We start from the raw sequence: 23,717 nt of genomic DNA on the forward strand, positions 1-23,717 counted from the left end.
GCCCGGTGCGGCCGCGTGTCCGGTGCGCCGCGTGTCCGGTGCGCCGTGCGACCGGTGCGCCGCGTGTCCGGTGCGTCCGGTCAGTCCCCCCGCAGCCGGCCGATGCCGCTGAGCGTCCGCTGCGCGTACGCGGCGAGCCGGGGCCGGCTGCGGACGAAGCGGTGGGCGCGCCGCCCCGGCTCGCGGCTCAGCCGGTGGAGCGCCGCCCCCGGGCCGGGCCGGACGGACGAGCCCTCGTGGACACGGAGTTCACCGGTCTTGAGGGCGTCCTTGTACTCGGCGGCGCCACGGCCGAGATCGAGCACCCCGATACCCGCGGCCGCGGCGGCCTCGGCCATCCGCAGATGCAGGACCAGGCCCGGCGAGAACTTGGCGTACGCGGTGTCGTACGCCGGGAACCAGCAGGACAGGACCGTGCGCGAGCGGAGTCCGAAATGTGCGGCGACGGGGCGCTCCGCCGCGTACAGCACGGACAGGACGCCGGAGCAGCCCGGCGCCCGCGTGTCGTGGAGCCGCCGCACGAGCGTGCTGATCCACTCCTGGGCGAAGCGGTCCCGGCGGCCCGTCCTGCGGTACTGGGCGGACTTCCAGGCCATGAGCGTGCGCAGCGCCGAGGGGTCGCGCTCGTCGAAGACGAACCGCACCTCGCCCGCCTGGCGGCCGAGTCTGCGCTCCTTGGCCGTGGTGGTCCTGAAGAACTTGGGCGACTGCTCGCGCAGCCGCTCCTCGTACGCGGCGTACCCCTCGCCGACGTCGATCACCGGGGAAGCGAACTCCTCGGCGCTGCCGGGCTCGAAGAGGCCCTGCCCCGCCTCCAGGTTGTCGAACTCCCACACGGAGAGCCCACAGGCCCTCAGCAGGCCGCGCGCGGACAGGTCCAGCCCGGGCCGCAGCACGGCCCCCTGGCAGTCGGAGACGCCGAGCCCGATGGCCCGGCCGTGTCCGAACAGTCCCTTCTCGTAAGGGAAGAAACCGGCCGGTACTCCGTCGTCCTCGACGACCGCGACCCTGGCCCGCGGCCGCACCACGGCCACGGCCTGGGTGAACTCCGGCTCCATGAAGGGACTGGCGGGGGCGCCGGACTTGGCACGCAGCTCACGCCAGGACTCGGCCTCCCCCTCGTCCAGCTCCCCGGGCCTGACCACACGAATGTGCACACCGCTCAACTCGACCCCCCGGTCTCCCCCTTGAGCTACCCGGGACAGGACGGTACCGGCCGAAATCGACCCGGGACAGGGTGCGAAGGTCAAGCTGTGACCAACCCGGGAAGAGGTGTTAAGTCCTGTGAAAGGTGGTGCCAATGGGGCGAAGCGGGGACTCCGCTCGGGGTGCTGCCGCCCCGGGACCGGTTCACCGCCGCACGCGGTCGCCGACCGTTCTCGGCCCGCCCGCGACGACGGTCCTCCGTCGCCGACGGGGCCGCGGCGGCGACCGGACGGGTTCGTCCTCCTCGGGGCGGTCTCAGACCGCCCGCGCCCCCCGCCGCCACACCTCGCGCACCAGCGGAACACCCGGCCGGTAGGCGAGATGCACATGGCTCGGGGCGTCCAGGACGGCGAGGTCGGCACGGGCGCCGGGCGAGAGGCGGCCGATGTCCGTGCGGCGCAGCGCGGCGGCGCCGCCCGCCGTGGCGGACCAGACGGCCTCGTCCGGCGTCATGCCCATGTCGCGTACCGCCAGGGCGATGCAGAACGGCACGGAGGACGTGAACGACGAGCCCGGGTTGCAGTCCGTGGACAGCGCGACCGTCACGCCCGCGTCGATCAGGCGGCGGGCGTCGGGCCACTCGGCGCGGGTGGAGAACTCGGCCCCCGGGAGCAGCGTCGCGACGGTGCTCCCGCTCGCGAGGGCGTCCACGTCCTGGTCCGTGAGGTGGGTGCAGTGGTCGGCGGACGCCGCGTCCAGTTCGACGGCGAGCTGCACGCCGGGGCCGTACGTGAGCTGGTTGGCGTGCACGCGCGGAACGAGGCCCTTCGCCATGCCCGCGGTGAGGACCGCACGGGCCTGGTCCCCGTCGAACGCGCCCTTCTCGCAGAACACGTCGACCCAGCGGGCGTGCGGGGCGCACGCGTCGAGCATCTCGCCGGTGACGAGCGCGACGTACGCGGCCGGGTCCTCGGCGAAGTCCGGGGACACGATGTGGGCGCCGAGGTACGTCACCTCCTCGGTGTGCCGCGCGGCGATGCGCAGGGCGCGCGCCTCGTCCGCCACGGTGAGGCCGTACCCGGACTTGGTCTCGAACGTGGTGGTGCCCTGCCGCAGCGCCTCGTCGAGGTAGTGCGTGAGGTTCGCCTCGAGCTCCGCGTCCGAGGCGGCGCGGGTCGCGGCGACGGTGGTCCTGATGCCGCCCGCCGAGTAGGCGCGGCCGGACATACGGGCGTTGAACTCGGCGGTGCGGTCGCCGGCGAACACGAGATGCGAGTGCGAGTCCACGAAACCCGGGATCACGGCGCGGCCGCCCGCGTCATGGCGCTCGTCGGCGTCCGGGGCGTCGGCGGCACGGCCGGCCCAGGCGACGGTGCCGCCGTCGAGGACGAGGGCCGCGTCCTCGATCAGACCGAGGGGGCCGCCGTCGCCGAACGCGGGGTCGTTGGTGACGAGGGTGCCGATGCGGGTGATGAGAGTGCTGCTCATGGTTCCTCTCCGTGGCCTTTCGTCCCCCTACGGAGAGGGGCACACCGTGACGGGCCCCATGCTTCCACAGCCACCCGTCACCGCGGCCCCGGCCGGCGCCCGGAGGCCCGGGTAGGGTCACTGGCCATGCACGGACCCCGATGGGCCTCGCGCGGACGCAGCCTGCTGCGCCGGTCCGGCCGGCTGCTCGCCGCGCTGGTGAGCCTCTGCGCGCTGGTCGGCGCGGTGCGGCTCGTCGCCCCCGCCACCGCGGGGCCGGACGATGAACCACCCGGCGTGGCACGCCAGTTGGCGTTCATACGCTCGGCCCTGGACGAGGGTGCCGGCGACGAGGCGCAGGGCCTCTTCCCCGAGGGGTACTTCTTCCTCCACGCGCTGTACGGCCTGGCCGAGGTCGAGCTCGGGATGCGCGAACCGGCCGGTGAGCGGGCGGACGCACTGCGGGAGGCGCGCTGGGCGCTGGGGCGGCTGGACTCGCCGGCCGGGCGGGCGCCCTTCAGCGCGGAGCTCGTCCCGTCGTACGGCGTCTTCCACCGCGGCTGGACCAACTGGCTGCGCGGCGGGGTGCTGGCCCTGCAGCCGGCGGCGGAGCGCGACCCGGCGGAGGTGCGCCGCCTCGCCGCGGACTCCGCCGCACTCGCGGCCGCGTTCGACGCGTCGGAGTCCCCGTACCTGGAGGCCTACCCGGGTCAGGCGTGGCCGGTGGACTCCACCGTGGCGATGGCCTCGCTGCGGCTCCACGACACCCTGCTGCCGCCCCGGTACGCGGGGACGGCCGACCGCTGGCTCCGCGGGGTGCGCGAGCGGCTCGATCCGCGGACCGGGCTGCTGCCGCACCGGGCCGACCCGGCCACCGGCGCCCCGGCCGAGGTGGCGAGGGGAACCTCGCAGAGCGTGATCCACCGCTTCCTGGTGGACATCGACCCCGACTTCGCGCGCGAGCAGTACCTGCGCTTCCGCGACCGGTACGTCGCCACGCCACTCGGTCTCGGTCCCGCCGTCCGGGAGTACCCCGCCGGCACCGACGGCCCCGCCGACGTCGACTCCGGCCCGCTGCCGCTGGGGGTGAGCCTGTCTGCGTCGGTGGTCACCGCGGGCGCGGCCCAGGTCCACGGCGACACCGCGCTCGCCGAGGGCCTGACGAACCACGGCGAACTGCTGGGCGTACCCGTCGACACCCCGTGGACCAAGCGGTACGCGTTCGGCCTTCTCCCGATCGGTGACGCCTTCGTGGCGTGGTCGAAGACCGCACGCCCCTGGGTGACGGACTCACCCGCCCCGCCGCCGCCGGCCCTGTCGTGGTGGTGGCGGCTGCCACTGCTCACGCTGCTGGCCGTGGTCGCGGTCCTCCCCTGGGTCCCGGCGGCGGCGCGCCGCTTCCGGGGGCGGCGCGAAGCGCAGGCGGGCGACGCGGTGGGGTTCCCGGCACCGGAGCCCCGAGCGGGCTGAGCACGCCTCCGCGGCCCGGGTCGCCGGACCGGGCTGCCTGGCTGCGGGGCCGGGCGCGTGTCAGACGATCTTCGAGCCGTACACGTGGTCGACCGGCATCGTCATGAGCACCCTGCGGTCGGACACCATCACCGACCGGTACTCGTCCCAGTCCGGGTGCTCACCGGCGGCGCGGCGGTAGTACGCCACCAGCGCCTCCACCTCGGGACCGTGGGGGTCCGTGCCCGGCCCGGTGAGGGTCACCGTGCCCTCGGCCGTCGCCCAGGCCCAGCCGTCGGGGCTGGTCACCTCGAGCGCGGCGCGCGGGTCCCGGCGGAGGTTCGCCGTCTTGGCCCGCCCCTCGGTCATCGAGACGTAGAGGACGTCGGCGTCCCGGTCGTAGTAGGGCATGACCGGCGAGAGCTGGGGGCGCCCGTCCGACTTGATGGTGGCCAGCACGCCGAGACGGCTCTCCGCGAGCAGTGTGCGCGGGTCGAACGGGGTGGCGTTCATGTCCGGTGCAACCCCGGCCCGGTCCGGGCCATTCCCGGACGGGTCCGGCCGCCCGGCACGGCTTCCGCCCGACGCGCTCACCGGTCCTGACCGGAGCGGTGGCCGGCCCCTGGAGACTCCCGCCGGTTCTCACCAAGTCCCGGGGCCGGCACCCGGACCCGTCCGGTTCTCACCAAGTCCCGGGGCCGGCACCGGGACCGTACGGCCCGAGCGACCGCCCGAAGCCCGGAAAGCCGCGGATTCCCGGATCCTCGGACATCACGGTTCGGGGCATGGAGCCAAGAGAGGTGCGCGTTCCTCTCCGCCGGAAGCGGAGGACGTCACGATCGCCGACTGGACCATCTCCACCGGGAACCCGCCCCGTTACGAGTGACCCCGGCCCGTCCCGGGCCCTGCCTCGGCCCTCACACCCCTGCGCCGTCCCGGACGCCCCGGTGCGCCCGGTGTGCGGGGCCACGGCCCCCGGCCCGCGGCACGGTGCCGTGCCCCACACCCGTCCGATCAGCCGCGCAGCGCCCCGATCGCCTGCGACAGCGCCGACGGCACGTCCGGCACCAGGGTGTGGACCCCGTCGCGTACGACGTGACGGCCTGCCACGACCGTGTGGCGGACGTCCGCCGAGGTGGCCGCGAAGACCGCGGTCTCCGCGCCCAGCCGCGGCAGCGGGCCGGCCGTGCGCACCGAGTCCAGCGCGACGGTGGTGAAGTCGGCGAGCGCGCCCGGCTCCAGCACTCCTGCGTCGCTCCAGCCGAGCGCCGCGTGCCCGTCCGCTGTGGCGGCGCGCAGCAGGGAAGCGGCCGTCCAGTGGCCTCGGGTGCGGCTGCGCAGCCGTTCGTCCATCTCCATCGCGCGGGCCTCCTCCAGGAGGTCGATCACCGCGTGGCTGTCGCTGCCGAGCGAGAGCGGTGAGCCCGCTTCCTGGAGGGCCTTCGCGGGGCCGATGCCGTCGGCGAGGTCCCGCTCGGTGGTCGGGCACATGCAGGTGCCGGTCCCGCTGTCGCCGAGGAGCCGGATGTCCTCGTCCGTCAGATGGGTGTTGTGGACGCCCGTGGTGTGCCGGCCGAGCACGCCGTGGTCGGCGAGCAGCCGTGCCGGTGTGCAGCCGTGGGCCGCGAGACAGGCGTCGTTCTCGGCGGTCTGCTCGGAGAGATGGACGTGCAGGGGGGCGCCGCGCTCCGCCGCCCAGGCCGCCACCACCGGCAGTTGGGCCGCCGGGACCGCGCGCACGGAGTGGACCGCCGCGCCGATCCGGGTCAGCTCCCCGCCCTTGAGCAGGGACACCCGCTCGGCCCACGCCTCGGCCGTGCCGTCGGAGAAGCGGAGCTGGTGCTGGTTCGGGGGCTCCCCCCGGTGCTCGTCCGCGATGGCCGAGGACAGGTACGCCGTGTCGAGCAGCGTGATGCGGATGCCCGCGTCCGCCGCCGCGGCGATCATCGCCTCGCCCATGGCGTTGGGGTCGGCGTAGGGCTTGCCGCCGGGCGCGTGGTGCACGTAGTGGAACTCGCCCACGACCGTGATCCCCGCCAGCGCCATCTCCGCGTACACGGCGCGGGCCAGCGCGTGGTAGTTCTCCGGGGTGAGCCGGGAGGCGACCTGGTACATGAACTCGCGCCACGTCCAGAAGGTCCCGGAGCCGACCTGCACCAGGCCGCGCAGCGCCCGGTGGAAGGCGTGCGAGTGGGCGTTGGCGAGTCCGGGGACCGTGAGGCCGCGCAGTACCTCGGCGCCCGGTTGCGGGGTCTCCGCCCCGGTGCGGACGGCCGTGATCCGGCCGTCCGCGACGTCGAGCGCCACGCCCGGCTCGACGTGCGTGCCGAGCCAGGCATGCTCCAGCCAGTACGTCGTCACCTGCACGCGAGGCCCTCCAGTACGTCGGCGAGTGCGAGGACCCCGGCGACGCAGTCGTCCTCGGCCGCGTACTCGGCCGGGGAGTGGGAGACGCCCGTCGGGTTCCGTACGAACAGCATGGCGGTCGGCACCGCCGCGGAGAGGATTCCCGCGTCGTGTCCCGCGCCGGTCCCGAGCAGCGGGGCCCGTCCGCCCAGCAGTGCGCCGATCTCGTCGCGCAGCGCGTGCCCGAACTCGACGACGGGGGTGAACGACTCCCGTACGACGGCGAGGTCGACGCCGTCGCGCCGGGCGCGGTCCTTCGCCGCCTGCTCGATCGCGGTGACGACCGTGTCGAGCGTGGCCTGGTCCGCGGCGCGCGAGTCGAGCCAGCCGCGGACGAGGGACGGGATGGCGTTGACGCCGTTCGGCTCGACGGAGACCTTGCCGAACGTGGCCACCGCTCCGGCCAGTTCGGCCTCGCGGCGGGCCGCGAGGACGGTCTCCGCGTACGTCAGCATCGGATCGCGGCGGTCGGCGAGGCGAGTGGTGCCGGCGTGGTTGGCCTCGCCGCGGAAGTCGAAGCGCCAGCGGCCGTGCGGCCAGATGGCGCTGGCGATGCCGACGGGGTCGCCGGAGATGTCCAGGGCGCGGCCCTGCTCTACGTGGAGTTCCACGAACGCGCCGACGCGGGCGAGCCGTTCGGGATCGGCGCCGATGGTCTCCGGGTCGTGGCCGGCGGCCTCCATGGCCTCGGGCAGGCTGACGCCGTCGGCGTCGCGCAGCGCGTACGCCTTCTCCTTCGTCAGCTGCCCGGCCGTGAGGCGGGAGCCGACGCAGGCCAGTCCGAAGCGCGCCCCCTCCTCGTCGCCGAAGTTGGTGATCGCGAACGGCCGGGTGAACACGGCTCCCCTGCGGCGGAGTTCGTCGAGCGCCGCGAAGGAGGACACGACGCCGAGGGGGCCGTCGAAGGCCCCGCCGTCGGGTACGGAGTCGAGGTGGGAACCGGTGACGACGGCGTCCCCGGCGGTGGGGTCGCCCAGCCAGGCCCACTGGTTGCCGTTGCGGTCGGTCTCGTGGGCGAGGCCGCGGGCCTCGGCCTGCTCCTGGAACCAGGTGCGGCAGTCGGCGTCGGCGCCGGTCCAGGCGTACCGGCGGTATCCGCCGCTGTCCGCGTCGCGGCCGATGCGCTTCAGGTCGGCCCACATCTCCTGGAACGAGCGTGGCCGCGCCGCAGCGCCGCCCGCGGAGGGGCCGCCCGTCACCCGGTCGTGCACGGTCACCGGGAGTCACCCTCCCGCATCGGGACGCGGACGCCCTTCGCCTCGGAGACGGACTCGGCGAGGTCGTAACCGGCGTCGACGTGCCGGATGACGCCCATCCCGGGGTCGTTCGTCAGCACCCGGCGGATCTTCTCGCCGCCGAGCCTGGTGCCGTCCGCGACCGTGACCTGGCCGGCGTGGATGGAGCGGCCCATGCCGACGCCGCCGCCGTGGTGGATGGACACCCAGGAGGCGCCGGAGGCCACGTTGACCATGGCGTTCAGCAGCGGCCAGTCCGCGATGGCGTCCGAGCCGTCGAGCATCGCCTCGGTCTCGCGGTACGGGGAGGCCACGGAGCCGCAGTCGAGGTGGTCGCGGCCGATGGCCAGCGGGGCCTGGAGCTCGCCGCTCGCGACCATGTCGTTGAAGCGCTCGCCCGCGCGGTCCCGCTCGCCGTAGCCGAGCCAGCAGATACGGGCCGGGAGCCCCTGGAAGTGGACGCGCTCCCCGGCCATCCTGATCCAGCGGGCCAGCGACTCGTTCTCCGGGAAGAGGTCGAGGATCGCCTTGTCGGTCCTGGCGATGTCGGCGGGGTCGCCGGACAGCGCGGCCCAGCGGAACGGGCCCTTGCCCTCGCAGAAGAGGGGCCGGATGTAGGCGGGGACGAAGCCGGGGAACGCGAACGCCCGGTCGTAACCGGCCAGCTGAGCCTCGCCGCGGATCGAGTTGCCGTAGTCGAAGACCTCGGCGCCCGCGTCCATGAAGCCCACCATGGCCTCGACGTGCCGGGCCATGGACTCGCGGGCACGGGTGGTGAACCCGGCCGGGTCCTTCGCCGCGTACGAGGCCATGTCGTCGAGGTCGACGCCGACGGGGAGGTACGACAGCGGGTCGTGGGCCGACGTCTGGTCGGTCACGATGTCGATCGGGGCGCCCTCGGCGAGCATCTGCGGCAGCAGCTCCGCCGCGTTGCCGAGAAGACCGATGGAGAGCGGGCGGCGCGCGTCCCGGGCCTCGGTGGCCAGCCGGAGGGCGTGGGCCAGGTCGTCGGCCTTCACGTCGAGGTAGCGGTGCTCGATACGGCGCTCGATGGCACGGGGGTCGACGTCGATGCAGATGGCGACGCCGTCGTTCATGGTGACGGCGAGCGGCTGGGCGCCGCCCATGCCGCCGAGTCCGGCGGTCAGCGTGATCGTCCCGGCGAGCGTGCCGCCGAACTTCTTGGCCGCCACGGCCGCGAAGGTCTCGTACGTGCCCTGGAGGATGCCCTGGGTGCCGATGTAGATCCAGGAGCCGGCGGTCATCTGGCCGTACATGGTGAGGCCGAGGGCCTCCAGGCGCCGGAACTCCTCCCAGTTCGCCCAGTCGCCGACGAGGTTGGAGTTGGCGATCAGCACACGGGGCGCCCACTCGTGGGTCTGCATCACGCCGACCGGGCGGCCGGACTGGACGAGCATCGTCTCGTCCTGCTTCAGCGTCCTGAGCGTGCGGACCATGGCGTCGAAGGAGCGCCAGTCGCGGGCGGCCTTGCCGGTGCCGCCGTAGACGACGAGCTTGTCGGGGTGCTCGGCGACCTCCGGGTCGAGGTTGTTCTGGAGCATGCGCAGTGCGGCTTCCTGCTGCCACCCAAGGGCGCTCAGTTCCGTACCACGCGGTGCCCGTACGGGGCGGGGTCCAGACATGCCGATGCCTCCTCGCGGCGTTGATTCTTCTATTCACATCCTGGCCTCATGAATAAATCCAGTCAACAGGGCGGGCGGCGGGAAGAGGGGGCGGTGCGGGCAGCGCCGTGGGGCGGCTGTGCGGGGGCGGGCCGCGGGGGCGGGGGGCGGTACCCCCGGTACGGGTGGGCCCTCCCCCCGGGACGGATGATTGACTGGCGACCATGGCTTATCTGGCTTCAGACCGTCGTGACCAGGCCGTACGAGCAGCCGTGGAGCAGGGCCTGCTCACGGAGACCGATCCCGTCGTGGGGCTTCTCGACATCGCCGGGGTCCGGGCCTCCGCCGCCGCGCTGCGGACCGCCTTCGAGGAGGTCACCGACGCCCCCGTCCTGCACGCGTTCGCCGTGAAGGCCGCCCCGCTCGTGCCGGTGCTGCGTCTGCTGGACTCCGAGGGCATCGGCGCGGAGGTCGCGAGCCCGGGCGAGCTGGCGCTGGCGCTCGCCGCCGGTGTGCGGCCGGAGCGCATCGTGCTGGACTCGCCCGCGAAGACCCGCGCCGAGCTGACCGAGGCGCTCGGCCTCGGGATCGCCGTCAACGCCGACAACCTCCAGGAGCTCGACCGCATCGACGGCCTGGTCGGCTCCGGGGCCGGGCTCGGGTCCGGTGGCTCACAGCTCGGGCTGCGCGTCAACGCCCAGATCGGCGCCGGGGCGATCGGCGCGCTGTCCACGGCCACCGCGACGTCGAAGTTCGGCGTCGCCCTGCGCGACGAGGGCGCCCGCGAGCGCGTCGTGCGCGCGTACCTCGACCGCCCGTGGCTGACGCGCCTGCACACCCACTCCGGCTCGCAGGGACTGGGGCTGGAGCTCATGACCCAGGGCGTCCGGGCCGTGTACGAGCTGGCCGAGGAGATCAACGCGGCCGCCGGCCGGCAGCAGATCGACACCGTCGACATCGGCGGGGGCCTGCCGGTCAACTTCACCTCCGACGAGGAGAGCCCGACCTTCGCCGAGTACGCCCGGGCGCTGCGGGACGCGGTCCCCGGACTGTTCGACGGCCGCTACGGGCTGGTCACCGAGTTCGGCCGGTCGCTGCTCGCCAAGCACGGCACGGTCCTCACCCGCGTCGAGTACACGAAGACGACCGGCGCACGACCCATCGCCGTCACCCATGCGGGGGTCCAGGTGGCCACCCGCACCGTCTACGACCCGGCCTCCTGGCCGCTGCGGATCGCCGCGTACGACGCGAAGGGCGCGCCGAAGCCGGGGGACGCCGTGGTCCAGGACGTCGCGGGACCGGCCTGCTTCGCCGGCGACCTGCTGGCGGAGGCGCGGGAGCTGCCCCTGCTGGAGCCGGGCGACGTGGTGGCCGCGCTGGACACCGGGGCGTACTACTTCAGCAGCCACTACGCCTACAACAGCCTTGCCCGGCCGGGCGTCCACGGCTTCCACGCGGACGCCGGAGGGGTCCGGTTCGCGACCGTGCGGGCGCCGCAGAGGATCGAGGAGATCGTGGCCGAGTCGGGCGGGGACCGGCCGGACGCGCTGCTGTAGCGGGCGACTGCCGTACCCCGGTGGTTCCATGGAGCCATGACCAGCAGAAGTGTCGTCGTCGAGCGGCGGATCGCCGCGCCCGTGGGCCGCGTCTGGGACGCGCTGACCGATGTCGAGGGCTCCCAGCACGTGCTGAGCGGTGTGGAGCGCGTCGAGAAGCTCACCGAGGGCGCCTTCGGTGTCGGCACCCGCTGGCGCGAGACGCGGCGGATGTTCGGCAAGGAGGCCACCGAGGAGATGCGGGTGACCGCCAGCGAGCCGACCGAGCGCTTCGTCGTGGAGGCCGACAGTCACGGCACGCACTACGTGTCGGAGTTCGCGCTCCGCGCCGACGGCCCGGAGACGACGACGGTCCGGATGACCTTCTCCGGCACCACGCCCGGAGGCGTCACCGGACTGCTCGCCAAGGTGCTCGGCCCGCTGGGGCAGCGGGCCGTGGCCAAGGCCGTGGCGAAGGACCTCGCCGACGTGGCGGCCGCGGTGGAGGCGCGCGGCGCCTGACGCCGGGCGGGGCGGGCACCCGCCCGGCCGCGGAACCCGCGCGAGAGGGCGCGGCCGGACGAAGGACCGCGAGCACGGCGGTAACCCTCCCGGCGGCCGTCCCGGCACCACACCCGCACCCCGGACGGACCAACCCCCCGGCGTGCCGCAGGCATCAAGGACCCATGGTCGGGCAGAGACTTTCCCAGCCGTCAACGGGAGCGGGAGAGGATTCATGGCCACATCCACGTCCACGGGACCGCAGGAGCACGAGGGGGCGCTGAAACGCGCCATCGGCCCGAAACTGATGATCCTCTTCGTCATCGGCGACATCCTCGGCACCGGCATCTACGCCACGACCGGGAAGGTCGCGGGAAAGGTCGGCGGGGCGCTGTGGCTGCCGTTCCTGATCGGCTTCGTCGTGGCCCTGCTGACGGCGGCCTCGTACGTCGAACTCGTCGGCAAGTACCCGAAGGCGGCCGGGGCCGCGCTCTACACCCAGAAGGCGTTCCGGCTCCCCTTCCTGACCTTCATCGTCGCCTTCATGGTCATGTGCTCGGGACTGTCGTCGGCGAGCGCGGCGGCCCGCGCGTTCAGCGGTGACTACTTCCAGGAGTTCACCGACGCGATCCCGCCGACCGTGATCGCGATCGCCTTCATCCTCGGCCTCGCCGCCATCGCGCTGCGCGGTGTCGCGGAGTCGGTGAAGACGAACATGGTGCTGACGCTGGTCGAACTGTCGGGGCTCGCGGTGGTCCTCGGCATCGGGGCGTGGGCGGTGATGACCGGCGGCGGGGAGCCGTCCCGGCTGGGCGAGTTCCAGTCGAGCGGCACCGGCTACGCCCTGCTGACGAGCGTGCTCGGCGCCACCGCGCTCGGCTTCTTCGCCTTCGTCGGCTTCGAGGACTCCGTCAACATGGCCGAGGAGACGAAGGATCCGGTCCGGACGTTCCCCCGCGCCATCTTCATCGGTGTCGGGGTGACGGGCACGATCTACGTCCTCGTGGCACTGGTGTCGTCGCTGCTCGTCGACTACCGGGTGCTGGCGGAGTCCGACGGCCCGCTGCTGGAGGTCGTGAAGGCCGGCGGGGTCGACTTCCCGCCGAAGCTGTTCGCGGCCATCGCGCTCTTCGCGGTCACCAACTCGGCCCTGATCAACATCATGATGGCCTCGCGCCTCTGCTACGGCCTGGCCAACGAGAAGGTGCTGCCGCGCGGCATGGCCCGGGTGCTCCCCCGCCGCCGCACCCCCATCACCGGAATCGTCTTCGTCACCGTCATCGCCATCGGCCTCGTCACGACCGGCGAGATCGAAGGGCTCGGCGACACCACCGCGTTCCTGCTGCTGTGCGTCTTCACGGTGGTCAACGTGGCGGTGCTGGTGCTGCGCAAGGACCGTGTCGAGCACGCCCACTTCCGCACCCCGACGGTCCTTCCGGTGCTGGGTGCGATCACCTCGGTCATCCTGGCCAGCCCGCTCTCCGAGCGCGGCTCGGACGTGTACATCCGGGCCGGCGTCCTGGTCGCCATCGGCATCGTGCTCTGGGGCGTCAACAAGCTGTGGATGAGGTTCCGGCACGAGGAGTCGGCCACCTGGGGCTCCGCGGGCTGAGCCACGCCGCACGGGGCTGAGCGGGCCGGCCCGGGGAACGGCGAGGTCCGGATTCGGCCGGGTCGCGGGCAGCCACGCGGGCCGATGCGGTTGCGGCCGGGCGGAGGGCGGACCCTAGCGGACCGATTGCATGTTCCGATGGAAAATGCCAGAACTTCCACCTGCCGACACTGCGGTGCGTAACCTTACGGCTACGGACATACGTCCGAGCCGTACGCACACGTGCTGGAGGGGGATTTCCGCGTGCCCGGGATCGACGAGTGTCTTCTCCACGCCATGCGGCTGCCGGGAGTGCGCGGCGCCGCCCTCGTCGACTGGACCAGCGGACTCGCCCTCGGCACCGTCGGGGACGCGGCCGGCAACGACCACGAGACGGCGGCGGCCGAGACCGCGGAACTGGCGCGCATGGCGGCGGAGCACCCCACCTTCACCCCGGTGGGCACCGCCGACGGCCCGGGCGCGGACCACGGCAAGAACCCTCCGGTGGAGGACCTCGTCGTCACCACCCGTACGTGTTACCACGTTCTGCGGTTCGTCGAGACGAGCTTCGACAGCAGCGTCCTGCTCCACCTCTGGCTCGACCGCGCGGACGGCAACCTCGCCCTCGCCCGGCTCAGAATGCGTGACCTGACCGAGCGGCTGGTGCTGGAGTGACCGTCTCACCGATGCTGCTGCGGCTCGCCTCCGAGCGGGCCACCGGCGCCCTCTTACGGGACCGGGGAACGCTCTACCTCGTCGAGGGCCAGGTCGTGCACGCCGAGAGCCCCGCGGCGCCCGGCATCGACGTCCTCCTCGCCGCCACCGGACGGCTGCGCGCCGACGGCTGGACGGAGGCCCTCCGCGAGGCCGGCGCGCACGGCGCGGTCGGCCGGTACCTCGTCGACAGCGGCCAGGTGTCCGGCGGCGAGCTGGAGATATGCCATCTCGGGGCGCTCTTCGACGCGGCGTTCTTCGCCCTCGCCCCCAGCAGCGGACCCACCCGCTTCCGCTACGGCGTGGCCCACTGGATCGGCCCCGTACGGCCCGTGGCCGCCGAGGCCGTCGAGCGCGAGACGCTGCGGCGCCGGGCCCTGCTGGACCGTCTCTGGGCCCATCCGGAGACGGACACCGCCCCCGTGGTGCCCTCCCCCCGGCGCCCCGTGCGGGCCGCCCCGCGCCAGCGCGCCGTGCTCGACCTGGCCGACGGGGTGCGCACGCCCGCCGACATCGCCCGGGCCCTGGGCCGTCCCGCGTTCCACACCCTCGTCGACGTCCGCAGGCTGGCCGCGGCCGGGCTCGTCGAGACCCCGCGCACGGGCGTCACCACGCCCGCCCCGCCACCCGATGTCGCGCGCGTGATGGAGATGTCCGCCGATCCGGACATCGCCCTGCTCCGCCGGCTCCGTGACGCCCTGGAGGCAACGCTGTGATGCGCGCGATGAGGCAGCGCGCCGAGAGGAGACAGCTGATGACCGCGAGCACCGGAGTCCTCGACGAACTGCACCGGTTGAGGACCCGGTTACCGCAGCTCACCGGCGCCCTCGCGGCCAGCGTGGACGGTCTCGTGCTGGCCCGGGACACCCCGGACGCGGAGGCGGAGACGGTCGCCGCGCTGACCGCCGCGGCACTCGGCGTGGCCGTGCGGCTCACCGAGGCCACCGGCCAGGGCCGCTTCCGCGAACTGCTCGTCCGCGGCGAGAGCGGCTATGTGGCGACGTACGCGGCGGGCGCGGCCGCCGTGCTCACCGTGACCGCCGAACCCCGGGTCAACGTCGGCCGGTTGCACCTCGAAGCCCGCAGGGCGGGGGCCCGTATCGGCGAACTCGTGGACGGAGCACTGGAACGCCCCTGAACCCGCCGGCGGCGACGGCCGGGGACTCCCGGGCCGGACCTCCGCGAACCGGAGGCCGTCGGCCTTCGGGCATCCCGGCAGACGCACACACAACACACCACTCGGACCGAACAGTTCCACAACAAGGAGAGACACCACCATGGCGAACACCGAGACGGCCCTCAAGGAAGCGATGACCGTGATCGAGGGCGCGGTCGGCGTGGCACTCGTCGACTACACCAGCGGCATGGCTCTGGGCACCCTCGGCGGCGGCAAGCACCTCGACCTGAACGTCGCTGCCGCGGGCAACACCGACGTGGTGCGGGCGAAGCTGCGCGCGATGGAGATGCTGGGCCTCCAGGACGAGATCGAGGACATCCTCATCACCCTGGGCGGGCAGTACCACCTGATCCGGCTGCTCAAGGCGCGCGGCGGCAACGGCCTGTTCCTGTACCTGGCCCTGGACAACCAGCGCTCCAACCTGGCGATGGCCCGCCACCAGCTGCGCAAGATCGAGGCCGAGCTGGAGGTCTGACGCCCCACCGGCGCCCCGCCGACCGTTCAGCGGCGCCGAGCCCCGCCCGGGGCGGCGTCGCCGGCGGCGGGGCCGGTGGTGCGGTAACCCTTCACGCGCGTCCCGGCGGGCCTGCCGTGCCCTGCCCAGTCGGTGCGGACCCACAGCAGCTTCTCGCTCGCGCTCTCCCGCCGCCCCAGGGCACGGGCCTTGAGCCAGAGCCCTGCACCGGCGCCCGCCAGCAGCAGCCCGCCCGCCGCCGGTACGGCGAAGGCGCTTCCCACGGCCGCGGCGAACGCCGCGAGCAGCCACCAGCGATGGGCGCGGCGCCAGTTGCGGACGGTCACCGCCCGGTCCTGCAGGATGTCGCCGCGGGCGGCGCGGGTGGCGCCGCGCTCCAACTCCCGGTAGCGGCCCCCGCGGACGGCCGCCACGACGGCCGCCGCGACCAGGAACACCGCGGCGCCGCCGTACAGCCCGATCCTGCGCCCGGTGAGTCCCTCCGGCACCAGCCCGACGGCCGCGGCGAGCACGCCGAGCCACACCATCGGGGCCACCCCGGCCCGCACGATCACCGCCACGCGCGCCAGCGCGTGCCCTCCGCCGCGACCCACGACACCGCTCCCTTCACCCGTCATGCCGTTCAGGGCGGGGAGGTTAGCCGGGCTTTCTGAGGAACGCCTGAGAGGGGCCGGGCCGGGACGACGGGGGGCGCCCACCCGTCGGGCGGCGGCACGTCGGCCGGTCAGGCAGCCGGTCAGGCGCTCAGCCGAGCGGCCCGGCACGCACCCGGCCGGCCGGTCATTCGGTGAAGAGTCCGCGCTCCGCGGCGCGGACGTCGAACTCCTCCAGCCGCGCCTGCGCGTCCGGCAGGTCGTCGCACATCGCCTCCAGCAGCACCCGGCCCAGCAGCATCGGCGCGCACGCCGTGTCGAAGGCGAGGCCGGTGCCGACGGCGGCCGGGATCAGCACATCGCTGTGGGCGGCGACGGGCGCGAACGCCGAGTCCGCGACCGTGACGACGGTCAGCCCGGCCCCCCGCGCATACGCGAGCGCCTCCACGACCTCTTTGGGGTGGCGGGGCAGGGCGAAGCAGAGCAGCGCCGTCGCACCCGCCCGCCGTGCGGCGTCGATCCGGTCGGCCAGCAGGGAGCCGCCCTCGTCGAGCAGCCGGACGTCCGGGTGGACCTTGGCCGCGAAGTACGCGAAGCCTCGGGCCTGCGAGGAGGCCGCGCGCAGCCCGAGGACGGGGAGCGGCCGGGAGGCGGCGAGCAGCCGGGCGGCGCGTTCCACGGGGCCCGGGTCGGCGAGCAGTTCGGCGAGATGGCGCAGATTCTCGATCTCGGCGTGCACGGCCTGCTGGTACTCGGTGAACTCCTGCCTCTTCTCCGCCGGTTCGGCGGGTGCCACCTCGCGCAGATGCCTGCGCAGCGCCGGGTAGCCGTCGAAGCCGAGGGCGACGGCGAACCGGGTGACGGAGGGCTGGCTGACCCCGGCGAGCTCGGCCAGCTCGACGCTGGACAGGAACGGCACGTCGGGCGCCCTGCGCACCATGCAGTGGGCGATACGGCGTTGGGTGGGGGTGAGCCGGTGGCCCTCGAAGAGCTGCTGCAGCCGTGCGGCAGGGCTGGTGTCGTTCATGCCGTCCCGTCCCCCAGTTCGTCTCGCCCGGCGCGCCGGAGGTGCCGGCCCGCTCCCGGACGCCCGGGACAGTACCGCGCGAGCCCGGCGCGGGGAGGCGGAACGGACACGAAGATCACCGAGAACTTCGGCACACCGGCTATTCAGTCACCTTTAACTCTGCATGACCATATACAGAGCGGGCAAGCGGCGCCCCGCGACCCCGCCGGGACCCGGGCCGCCCCGAACCCGCCGGTGGACCCGAGCCCGAAGAGGGGGGCAAGCCCCACCGACACGCCCTCGGCGGCTCCTTACGCTGTGCCCATGGAAGCCCGCGACCCCGAGCTCACGAAGGAGCTCGACGCCACCCTCCGCGCCCGCCACGAGCTGGGCACGGAGTACGAGCCGGCGCTCATCGAGTCCTTCCTGGAGAAGGTCGAGCAGCGTCTGGACGCCACCGTCGACCGCAGGGTCCGGCGCCATCTCGCCGAACGGCGGATGAGCGAGGCGCGCGGCGGCGCCCGGCCGGAGCGCTTCGGGGAGAACTTCGGCGAGCGCCACGGCCTCGCGATCATCACGCTCGTCCTCGCCGTCCCGCTCTCGGCGATCAGCGTCGTGAACGCCGGCATCGAGGGCCTGTTCGTCACCTGGGGCGGCATCGTGGGCGTCAACGCCGTGCACGCCTTCCGCGGCCGGAGCCTCGGCAGGCAGGAGAAGGCGACGGCGGGCGCGGGATCCGACTGGGAGGAGTGACCGGTCACCTGCCACGGAGGCCCGGCGCGGGATCCGACCGGAAGGACCGACCGTCCGCCGGCCCGGGCGGCGCGGAGCGGTGACCGTCCGCGGGCCCGGGCGGCCGGCCGGGCGGGCCGCCCACGGAGCTTCGCGGAAGTGGTACGAGCGCGACACGTCGGCGCAGCACTCGCTTAACACGCGTCCGGCACATTGAGGGGTGTCGGCGTCAAGGACCTCCGGAGCGGCTCCCGGACCTCCATGGACGCCCGGACGTGAGCCCGGCCCTGACCCGGACCGCGTCCCTCGCGGGGACCGCCGTCGTCCCGCCCCCCGGTCACGGGGGTGCGGCGGTCCCCGCGCACACGTTCCGCGCGGGGACCCGCCGTCCCGGCTACTTCCCGGACATCGCCAGGAACGACAGCAGGTCCTGGCGGCTCACCACGCCGGTGGGCTTGCCCTCGACCAGCACGATCGCCGCGTCGGCGGAACCGAGCACGGACATCAGGTCGCCGACCGGCTCACCCGAGCCGACCTGGGGAAGCGGGTCGCTCATGTGCTTCTCCAGCGGGTCGTTCAGCGAGGCGCGCTGCGTGAAGAGCGCGTCCAGCAGCTCCCGCTCCACCACGGAGCCGATGACCTCGGCGGCCATGACGTCCGGGTGGCCGGCGCCCGGCTTCACGATCGGCATCTGGGAGACGCCGTACTCGCGCAGCACCTCGATGGCCTGACCGACGGTCTCCTCCGGGTGCATGTGCACGAGGGACGGCAGCGCCCCCTCCTTGTGCTTCAGCACGTCGGCGACCCGCGGCTGGTCGCCGGCCTGCTCCAGGAAGCCGTAGTCGTTCATCCACTCGTCGTTGAAGATCTTCGACAGATAGCCGCGTCCGCTGTCCGGCAGGAGCACGACCACGACGTCGTCCGGGCCGAGCCCCTCGGCCACACGCAGCGCGGCGACGACGGCCATGCCGCAGGAGCCGCCGACCAGGAGGCCCTCCTCCTTGGCGAGGCGGCGCGTCATCTGGAACGAGTCCTTGTCGGACACGGCGATGATCTCGTCGGTGACGTTCGGGTCGTAGGCGGTGGGCCAGAAGTCCTCACCGACGCCCTCGACCAGGTACGGCCGGCCGGAGCCGCCGGAGTAGACGGAGCCCTCCGGGTCCGCGCCGACGACGCGCACCGTGCCGCCGCTGATCTCCTTCAGGTAGTTGCCGGTGCCGGAGATGGTGCCTCCGGTGCCGATCCCGGCCACGAAATGGGTGATTTTCCCCTCAGTCTGTTCCCACAGCTCGGGACCGGTCGTCTCGTAGTGCGAACGCGGGTTGTTCGGGTTCGAGTACTGGTCCGGCTTCCAGGCGCCCGGCGTCTCGCGCACCAGCCGGTCCGAGACGTTGTAGTACGAGTCCGGGTGCTCCGGGTCGACCGCCGTGGGGCAGACGACGACCTCGGCCCCGTAGGCGCGCAGCACATTGATCTTGTCCGTGGACACCTTGTCCGGGCAGACGAAGATGCACTTGTAGCCCTTCTGCTGGGCCACGATGGCAAGCCCGACGCCGGTGTTGCCGCTCGTCGGCTCGACGATCGTGCCGCCCGGCTGGAGCTCACCGCTCTGCTCGGCGGCCTCGATCATGCGCAGGGCGATGCGGTCCTTCACCGACCCGCCGGGGTTGAAGTACTCGACCTTGGCGAGGACGGTCGCCTGAATGCCCGCGGTCACGCTGTTCAGCTTCAACAGCGGGGTATTGCCAACCAGACTGATCATCGAGTCGTGGAATTGCACCGTAAGTCTCCGGGATCTCCGTAGTGGTTCCGTCAGCGTATGCGCATTCGGCGCGAGATTGGGCGACGGCCGTTACGGGGCAGTTAGCTCATGGACGACTGCACGGCTACGAGGAGGTGGCTGGGACTGTGTCGAGGGCGAGGGTGGCGCGGCGCATCGCGGCGGGCGCGGCATACGGCGGCGGCGGGATCGGTCTGCTCGGAGCTGCGGCGGTGACTCTTCTGCTGGCCGAGGTGCAGCTGGCAAAAAGATCGGTGGGGGGCGGCACGGCACCCTTTCCCCCGGGGGCGGACGGCATCTACGGCACGGCCTTCGGGCTCTCCGGGCCGCTGCGGCTGGTCCTGCTGGGGGACTCGACGGCCGCCGGGCAGGGCGTGCGCCGGGCGGGACAGACGCCGGGGGCGCTGCTCGCCTCGGGCCTCGCGGCCGTGGCCGAGCGCCCGGTGGAGCTGATGAACGTGGCCCAGCCCGGTGCGCGCTCCGACGACCTGGAACGGCAGGTGGGTCTGGCCCTGCGGGACCCGTCCCGGGTGCCGGACGTCTGCGTGATCATGATCGGGGCGAACGACGTGACGCACCGGATGCCCCCGACGCAGTCGGTGCGGTACCTGTCGGCCGCGGTGCGGCGGCTGCGGACGGCGGGCGCGGAGGTGGTGGTGGGCACCTGCCCGGATCTCGGCACCATCGAGCCGGTGTACCAGCCGCTGCGCTGGCTCGCCCGCCGGGTCTCCCGGCAGCTCGCGGCGGCGCAGACGATCGGCGCGGTGGAGCAGGGCGGTCGTACCGTCTCGCTGGGCGACCTGCTGGGCCCGGAGTTCGCGGCGAACCCCCGCGAGCTGTTCGGCCCGGACAACTACCACCCCTCGGCGGAGGGGTACGCCACGGCGGCGATGGCGGTCCTGCCGACGCTGTGCGCGGCGCTCGGCCTGTGGCCGGAGACGGACAGGCTGGACGCAGACCGCCGCGAGGGCATGCTGCCGGTCGCCAAGGCCGCGGCGGAGGCGGCGAGCGAGGCCGGCACCGAGGTCACGGGCGCCCGCGCCCCATGGGCCCTGCTCAAGCACCGCAGGCGCCGCCGCCTGCCGGTCCCGACGGAGCCCACACCCTCGGGAGCCCCGGCCGCGGAGGTGCGGGGACGAGCAGCGGAGTGAGGGCGCGGCCCCCGCGCCCGACCCGGCCCGGATCCGCGCCTGCGGGTCCGGGTCCCCTCCCCGCGGCGACTCCTGCCGTAAGCGAGCGCTTAGAAAAGAGGCCCGCATCACACGGTCCGTACGGTGACCCGCGCGATACGTAGGGGTAACTTCCCCATCAGACGCCCCCACGCACCCTTCTGTCTGGAGCCGTGATGCCCGAAGCCGTAATCGTCTCTGCCGCCCGCTCCCCCATCGGACGGGCCTTCAAGGGCTCGCTGAAGGACCTGCGGCCGGACGACCTGACCGCGACGATCATCCAGGCCGCGCTCGCCAAGGTCCCCGAGCTGGACCCGAAGGACATCGACGACCTGATGCTCGGCTGCGGCCTGCCCGGCGGCGAGCAGGGCAACAACCTCGGCCGCATCGTCGCCGTACAGATGGGCATGGACCACCTGCCCGGCTGCACCATCACCCGCTACTGCTCGTCGTCGCTGCAGACCTCCCGCATGGCGCTGCACGCCATCAAGGCCGGCGAGGGCGACGTCTTCATCTCGGCCGGCGTCGAGATGGTCTCCCGGTTCGCGAAGGGCAACTCCGACAGCCTCCCCGACACGCACAACCCCTTCTTCGCCGAGGCCGAGGCCCGCACCGCCGCCGTGGCCGCGCAGGAGGGCACGAGCTGGCACGACCCCCGCGAGGACGGGCTGGTCCCGGACGCGTACATCGCGATGGGCCAGACCGCGGAGAACCTGGCGCGCCTCAAGGGCGTCACCCGCCAGGACATGGACGAGTTCGGCGTGCGGTCCCAGAACCTCGCCGAGGAAGCCATCAAGAACGGCTTCTGGGAGCGTGAGATCACCCCGGTGACGACCCCCGACGGCACGGTCGTGGGCAAGGACGACGGCCCGCGCGCCGGCGTGACCCTGGAGGGCGTCCAGGGCCTGAAGCCGGTCTTCCGCCCCGACGGCCTGGTGACCGCGGGCAACTGCTGCCCGCTGAACGACGGCGCCGCGGCGCTGGTCATCATGTCCGACACCAAGGCCCGCGAGCTGGGTCTGACCCCGCTCGCCCGCATCGTGTCGACCGGTGTCTCCGGTCTCTCCCCCGAGATCATGGGCCTCGGCCCGGTCGAGGCGAGCAAGCAGGCGCTCGGACGCGCCGGGCTGACCATCGACGACATCGACCTGGTCGAGATCAACGAGGCCTTCGCGGCCCAGGTCATCCCGTCCTACCGGGAACTGGGCATCCCGCTCGAGAAGCTGAACGTCAACGGCGGCGCGATCGCGGTCGGCCACCCCTTCGGCATGACCGGCGCGCGCATCACCGGCACGCTGATCAACTCGCTCCAGTTCCACGACAAGCAGTTCGGTCTGGAGACGATGTGCGTCGGCGGCGGCCAGGGCATGGCGATGGTCATCGAGCGTCTCAGCTGAGGACACCGGCGCCCGGGCTCCGCCCGGTGCGGGGCGTCGCGCCCGTGCGCGACGTCCCGCCCTGCGCGGGGTCCGTGCGAGGTCAGGGCCCCCGCGCGCACGCGGACCCGCCGTCCCGCGGAACGTGCCGGGAGGGGAACGCGAAACCCCTCCCCATCCCTCGGCAACCGCTTGCTCAACCTTGCCGTCTCCCAGCCGTGACCTAATCTCCCCCAGGATGTGACCTATCTCCCGCCGACTGGCGTTTGCCCAGGTCACGGGCGTCACGCAGGTAAACACCCGGCCCAAAGTCCTGTCCCTTTCGTGACGTATTGCACTGACACCAGGTGTGGGCTCACGACAAGCTGATGTAGTAAGTCGGGGAATCCTCAGAACCGGGAGTACGTCAGTGAGCGCCATGTCCCTCGCCCTGCTGCTGACCACGGCCGCTGCCACGGCCGTGGGCGCCGCTGCCCTGCACACCGTTCTCGGGCTGCGCAAGCAGGTCACCGCCCTGCGTTCGGAGCTGGCCGCCGTGAGCCGTCACGGCAGCGGCCCCTTGGGCACCGTGCCGCAGGCCCGCACCGCACCCGCCGCCGAGATACGCGCCGCCGTCGCCGAGGCCCTGGCCGAGGAGCGCGAGCGCGAACTGGCCGAGGCGCGCGCGTTCTGGGCCGCGCAGGAGGCCCGCGAGGCCGCCGACGCACCGCTCTACGCCGGTGAGTCGCCGCTGTCGATGCTGGGCGGGCTGGCGGACCTCGGCGAGGACGGTCCGCTCTACGTGCCGCGGCAGGCCGACTTCGCCGGGCTGGAGGCCATGGACCTGGAGGCGGCGGAGGCGCTCGACGAGCTCGCGGAGCCGGCGGACCTGACCGAGCCGCCGGCCGAGTTCGCGGAGGACTCCCCCGAGCTGGCCGCGGCCCGCCGGCGGCACCCTTCGCACCCCGACTTCGTCCCGGTGCAGACACCGGTCGTGACCGACCACGAGCGCACCGTGGCGCGGCTGGAGGAGCTCGCGGAGACCGCGACCGCCCTCACCGACGTACGGCCGGGCCCGCTGGGGACCCTCGACGTGTACGTGTTCGCCGACGGCACGACCCTCTGCATGACCCCGGGGCACCGCGAGACCGCGGAACAGCTCGCGGAGGCGCTGCGCGCAGGCCGGACGCCGGTCCTGCTCGGCGGCTCGGGCGTCTCCGGTGCGTACGCCCTGACGTTCTGCTGCGGCGGCGGGGAGAACGTCTACATCCTCGCCGACCGCGTCATCGCCTCGCTCTGAGCCCCGCCCGGCCAGGGGCCCGCGCCCCGGCCCCAGGGCCCCATCGGGGCGCCGTCAGAGCCCCGCCCGCCGCGCCGCCGCCTCGACCAGTTCCACGGCCTCGTCCAGTTCCTCCGGCGAGGCCGTTCCCGTGCGTACGGCTTCGGCCAAATCCGTCCCGGCGACCACCAATTGGTCCGCGACCGCGAAGACGCCCGCGTCGGGCATGATCCACGGCTGCCGCCCGGGCGTCTCGATGCGCTGGGCGCGCACCGCCAACTCCCTGGCCAGTGCCAGGCCTTCCGCCGCGGCCCCGCGCCGGAGCCGGCTCTGCGGGGCCGCCCGCAGCCGGTCGGCGAACCGCTCCACGGCCGCCGTCAGAGGTGTCGTATCAAGCACGACGCGACCCTATGCGCCGGTACGGGACTGTTGCCAATACGCGAACACTCAGGCACGGTGACGTGAAGGACCACACGCGCAATGCG

At 73.5% G+C, this 23,717-nt stretch carries 22 protein-coding genes; 12 read left to right on the top strand and 10 right to left on the bottom strand.

Annotated elements, in window-relative coordinates; all coding sequences use genetic code 11:
* Positions 1-80 precede the first annotated feature (80 nt).
* Together QRN89_RS13890 and hutI are read right to left on the bottom strand one after the other, a co-directional pair.
* Positions 81-1,157, bottom strand: a complete 1,077-nt coding sequence (locus tag QRN89_RS13890; protein ID WP_290349685.1) for a GNAT family N-acetyltransferase — start codon at positions 1,155-1,157, stop codon at positions 81-83.
* 304 nt (positions 1,158-1,461) lie between these two features.
* Positions 1,462-2,634, bottom strand: coding sequence for an imidazolonepropionase (gene hutI / locus QRN89_RS13895; RefSeq protein ID WP_290349686.1), 1,173 nt, complete (start codon positions 2,632-2,634; stop codon positions 1,462-1,464).
* Positions 2,635-2,760: 126 nt separating this feature from the next.
* On the opposite strand from hutI, the gene QRN89_RS13900 reads away from it, so the two are divergent.
* The gene (locus QRN89_RS13900; protein WP_290349687.1) at positions 2,761-4,083 is read left to right on the top strand and encodes a hypothetical protein; all 1,323 of its coding nucleotides are present in this window, start codon (positions 2,761-2,763) and stop codon (positions 4,081-4,083) included.
* 60 nt (positions 4,084-4,143) lie between these two features.
* On the opposite strand, the gene QRN89_RS13905 is transcribed toward QRN89_RS13900, so the two are convergent.
* The 4 genes from QRN89_RS13905 to hutU form a co-directional block, all read right to left on the bottom strand.
* Positions 4,144-4,575, bottom strand: coding sequence for a PPOX class F420-dependent oxidoreductase (locus QRN89_RS13905; protein ID WP_093655832.1), 432 nt, complete (start codon positions 4,573-4,575; stop codon positions 4,144-4,146).
* Between the two features lie 501 nt (positions 4,576-5,076).
* A complete protein-coding gene (locus tag QRN89_RS13910) occupies positions 5,077-6,429 on the bottom strand; it encodes a formimidoylglutamate deiminase (protein WP_290349688.1) in 1,353 nt (450 codons plus the stop codon).
* Positions 6,420-7,610, bottom strand: coding sequence for an allantoate amidohydrolase (locus QRN89_RS13915; RefSeq protein ID WP_290353701.1), 1,191 nt, complete (start codon positions 7,608-7,610; stop codon positions 6,420-6,422). The genes QRN89_RS13910 and QRN89_RS13915 overlap by 10 nt, the downstream gene beginning before the upstream one ends.
* Before the next feature lie 71 nt (positions 7,611-7,681).
* Positions 7,682-9,346 (bottom strand): urocanate hydratase, encoded by a 1,665-nt coding sequence (gene hutU / locus QRN89_RS13920; protein ID WP_290349689.1) that lies wholly within the window; start codon positions 9,344-9,346, stop codon positions 7,682-7,684.
* A gap of 203 nt (positions 9,347-9,549) precedes the next feature.
* Here hutU and QRN89_RS13925 point away from each other — a divergent pair, with 203 nt between their 5' ends.
* From QRN89_RS13925 to QRN89_RS13955, 7 genes are all read left to right on the top strand, one after another.
* Positions 9,550-10,881 (top strand): type III PLP-dependent enzyme domain-containing protein, encoded by a 1,332-nt coding sequence (locus QRN89_RS13925; protein ID WP_290349690.1) that lies wholly within the window; start codon positions 9,550-9,552, stop codon positions 10,879-10,881.
* 36 nt (positions 10,882-10,917) lie between these two features.
* Complete coding sequence (locus QRN89_RS13930) at positions 10,918-11,382, top strand: SRPBCC family protein (protein WP_290349691.1); 465 nt, start codon at positions 10,918-10,920, stop codon at positions 11,380-11,382.
* 214 nt (positions 11,383-11,596) lie between these two features.
* Positions 11,597-12,973, top strand: coding sequence for an APC family permease (locus tag QRN89_RS13935; RefSeq protein ID WP_290349692.1), 1,377 nt, complete (start codon positions 11,597-11,599; stop codon positions 12,971-12,973).
* A 243-nt stretch (positions 12,974-13,216) separates the two neighbouring features.
* Positions 13,217-13,627, top strand: coding sequence for a hypothetical protein (locus QRN89_RS13940; RefSeq protein WP_290349693.1), 411 nt, complete (start codon positions 13,217-13,219; stop codon positions 13,625-13,627).
* An 11-nt stretch (positions 13,628-13,638) separates the two neighbouring features.
* Positions 13,639-14,382, top strand: coding sequence for a transcriptional regulator (locus QRN89_RS13945; protein ID WP_290353702.1), 744 nt, complete (start codon positions 13,639-13,641; stop codon positions 14,380-14,382).
* Between the two features lie 38 nt (positions 14,383-14,420).
* Complete coding sequence (locus QRN89_RS13950; protein ID WP_290349694.1) at positions 14,421-14,804, top strand: roadblock/LC7 domain-containing protein; 384 nt, start codon at positions 14,421-14,423, stop codon at positions 14,802-14,804.
* A gap of 139 nt (positions 14,805-14,943) precedes the next feature.
* Positions 14,944-15,318: a hypothetical protein gene (locus QRN89_RS13955; RefSeq protein WP_290349695.1), complete on the top strand. Its 375-nt coding sequence runs from the start codon at positions 14,944-14,946 to the stop codon at positions 15,316-15,318.
* 26 nt (positions 15,319-15,344) lie between these two features.
* On the opposite strand, the gene QRN89_RS13960 is transcribed toward QRN89_RS13955, so the two are convergent.
* Positions 15,345-15,935 (bottom strand): hypothetical protein, encoded by a 591-nt coding sequence (locus tag QRN89_RS13960; RefSeq protein ID WP_290349696.1) that lies wholly within the window; start codon positions 15,933-15,935, stop codon positions 15,345-15,347.
* Positions 15,936-16,098: 163 nt separating this feature from the next.
* Entirely contained in the window at positions 16,099-16,938 is an 840-nt protein-coding gene (locus QRN89_RS13965) for a MurR/RpiR family transcriptional regulator (RefSeq protein WP_290349697.1), read from the bottom strand.
* Positions 16,939-17,241: 303 nt separating this feature from the next.
* On the opposite strand from QRN89_RS13965, the gene QRN89_RS13970 reads away from it, so the two are divergent.
* Positions 17,242-17,670: a nucleotidyltransferase family protein gene (locus QRN89_RS13970; RefSeq protein WP_290349698.1), complete on the top strand. Its 429-nt coding sequence runs from the start codon at positions 17,242-17,244 to the stop codon at positions 17,668-17,670.
* A 373-nt stretch (positions 17,671-18,043) separates the two neighbouring features.
* Here the strand turns inward: QRN89_RS13970 and QRN89_RS13975 are convergent, their stop codons facing one another.
* Positions 18,044-19,429 (bottom strand): cystathionine beta-synthase, encoded by a 1,386-nt coding sequence (locus QRN89_RS13975; RefSeq protein ID WP_290349699.1) that lies wholly within the window; start codon positions 19,427-19,429, stop codon positions 18,044-18,046.
* A 143-nt stretch (positions 19,430-19,572) separates the two neighbouring features.
* On the opposite strand from QRN89_RS13975, the gene QRN89_RS13980 reads away from it, so the two are divergent.
* From QRN89_RS13980 to QRN89_RS13990, 3 genes are all read left to right on the top strand, one after another.
* Positions 19,573-20,580: an SGNH/GDSL hydrolase family protein gene (locus QRN89_RS13980; protein WP_290353703.1), complete on the top strand. Its 1,008-nt coding sequence runs from the start codon at positions 19,573-19,575 to the stop codon at positions 20,578-20,580.
* A gap of 194 nt (positions 20,581-20,774) precedes the next feature.
* The gene (locus tag QRN89_RS13985; protein WP_290349700.1) at positions 20,775-21,995 is read left to right on the top strand and encodes an acetyl-CoA C-acetyltransferase; all 1,221 of its coding nucleotides are present in this window, start codon (positions 20,775-20,777) and stop codon (positions 21,993-21,995) included.
* A 388-nt stretch (positions 21,996-22,383) separates the two neighbouring features.
* Positions 22,384-23,253: a hypothetical protein gene (locus QRN89_RS13990; protein ID WP_290349701.1), complete on the top strand. Its 870-nt coding sequence runs from the start codon at positions 22,384-22,386 to the stop codon at positions 23,251-23,253.
* 54 nt (positions 23,254-23,307) lie between these two features.
* Here the strand turns inward: QRN89_RS13990 and QRN89_RS13995 are convergent, their stop codons facing one another.
* Positions 23,308-23,631, bottom strand: coding sequence for a hypothetical protein (locus QRN89_RS13995; RefSeq protein WP_290349702.1), 324 nt, complete (start codon positions 23,629-23,631; stop codon positions 23,308-23,310).
* Positions 23,632-23,717: the final 86 nt, after the last annotated feature.

Origin of the sequence: Streptomyces sp. HUAS CB01 (genome assembly GCF_030406905.1) — a bacterium.
Taxonomy (GTDB): Bacteria; Actinomycetota; Actinomycetes; order Streptomycetales; family Streptomycetaceae; genus Streptomyces; species Streptomyces chengbuensis.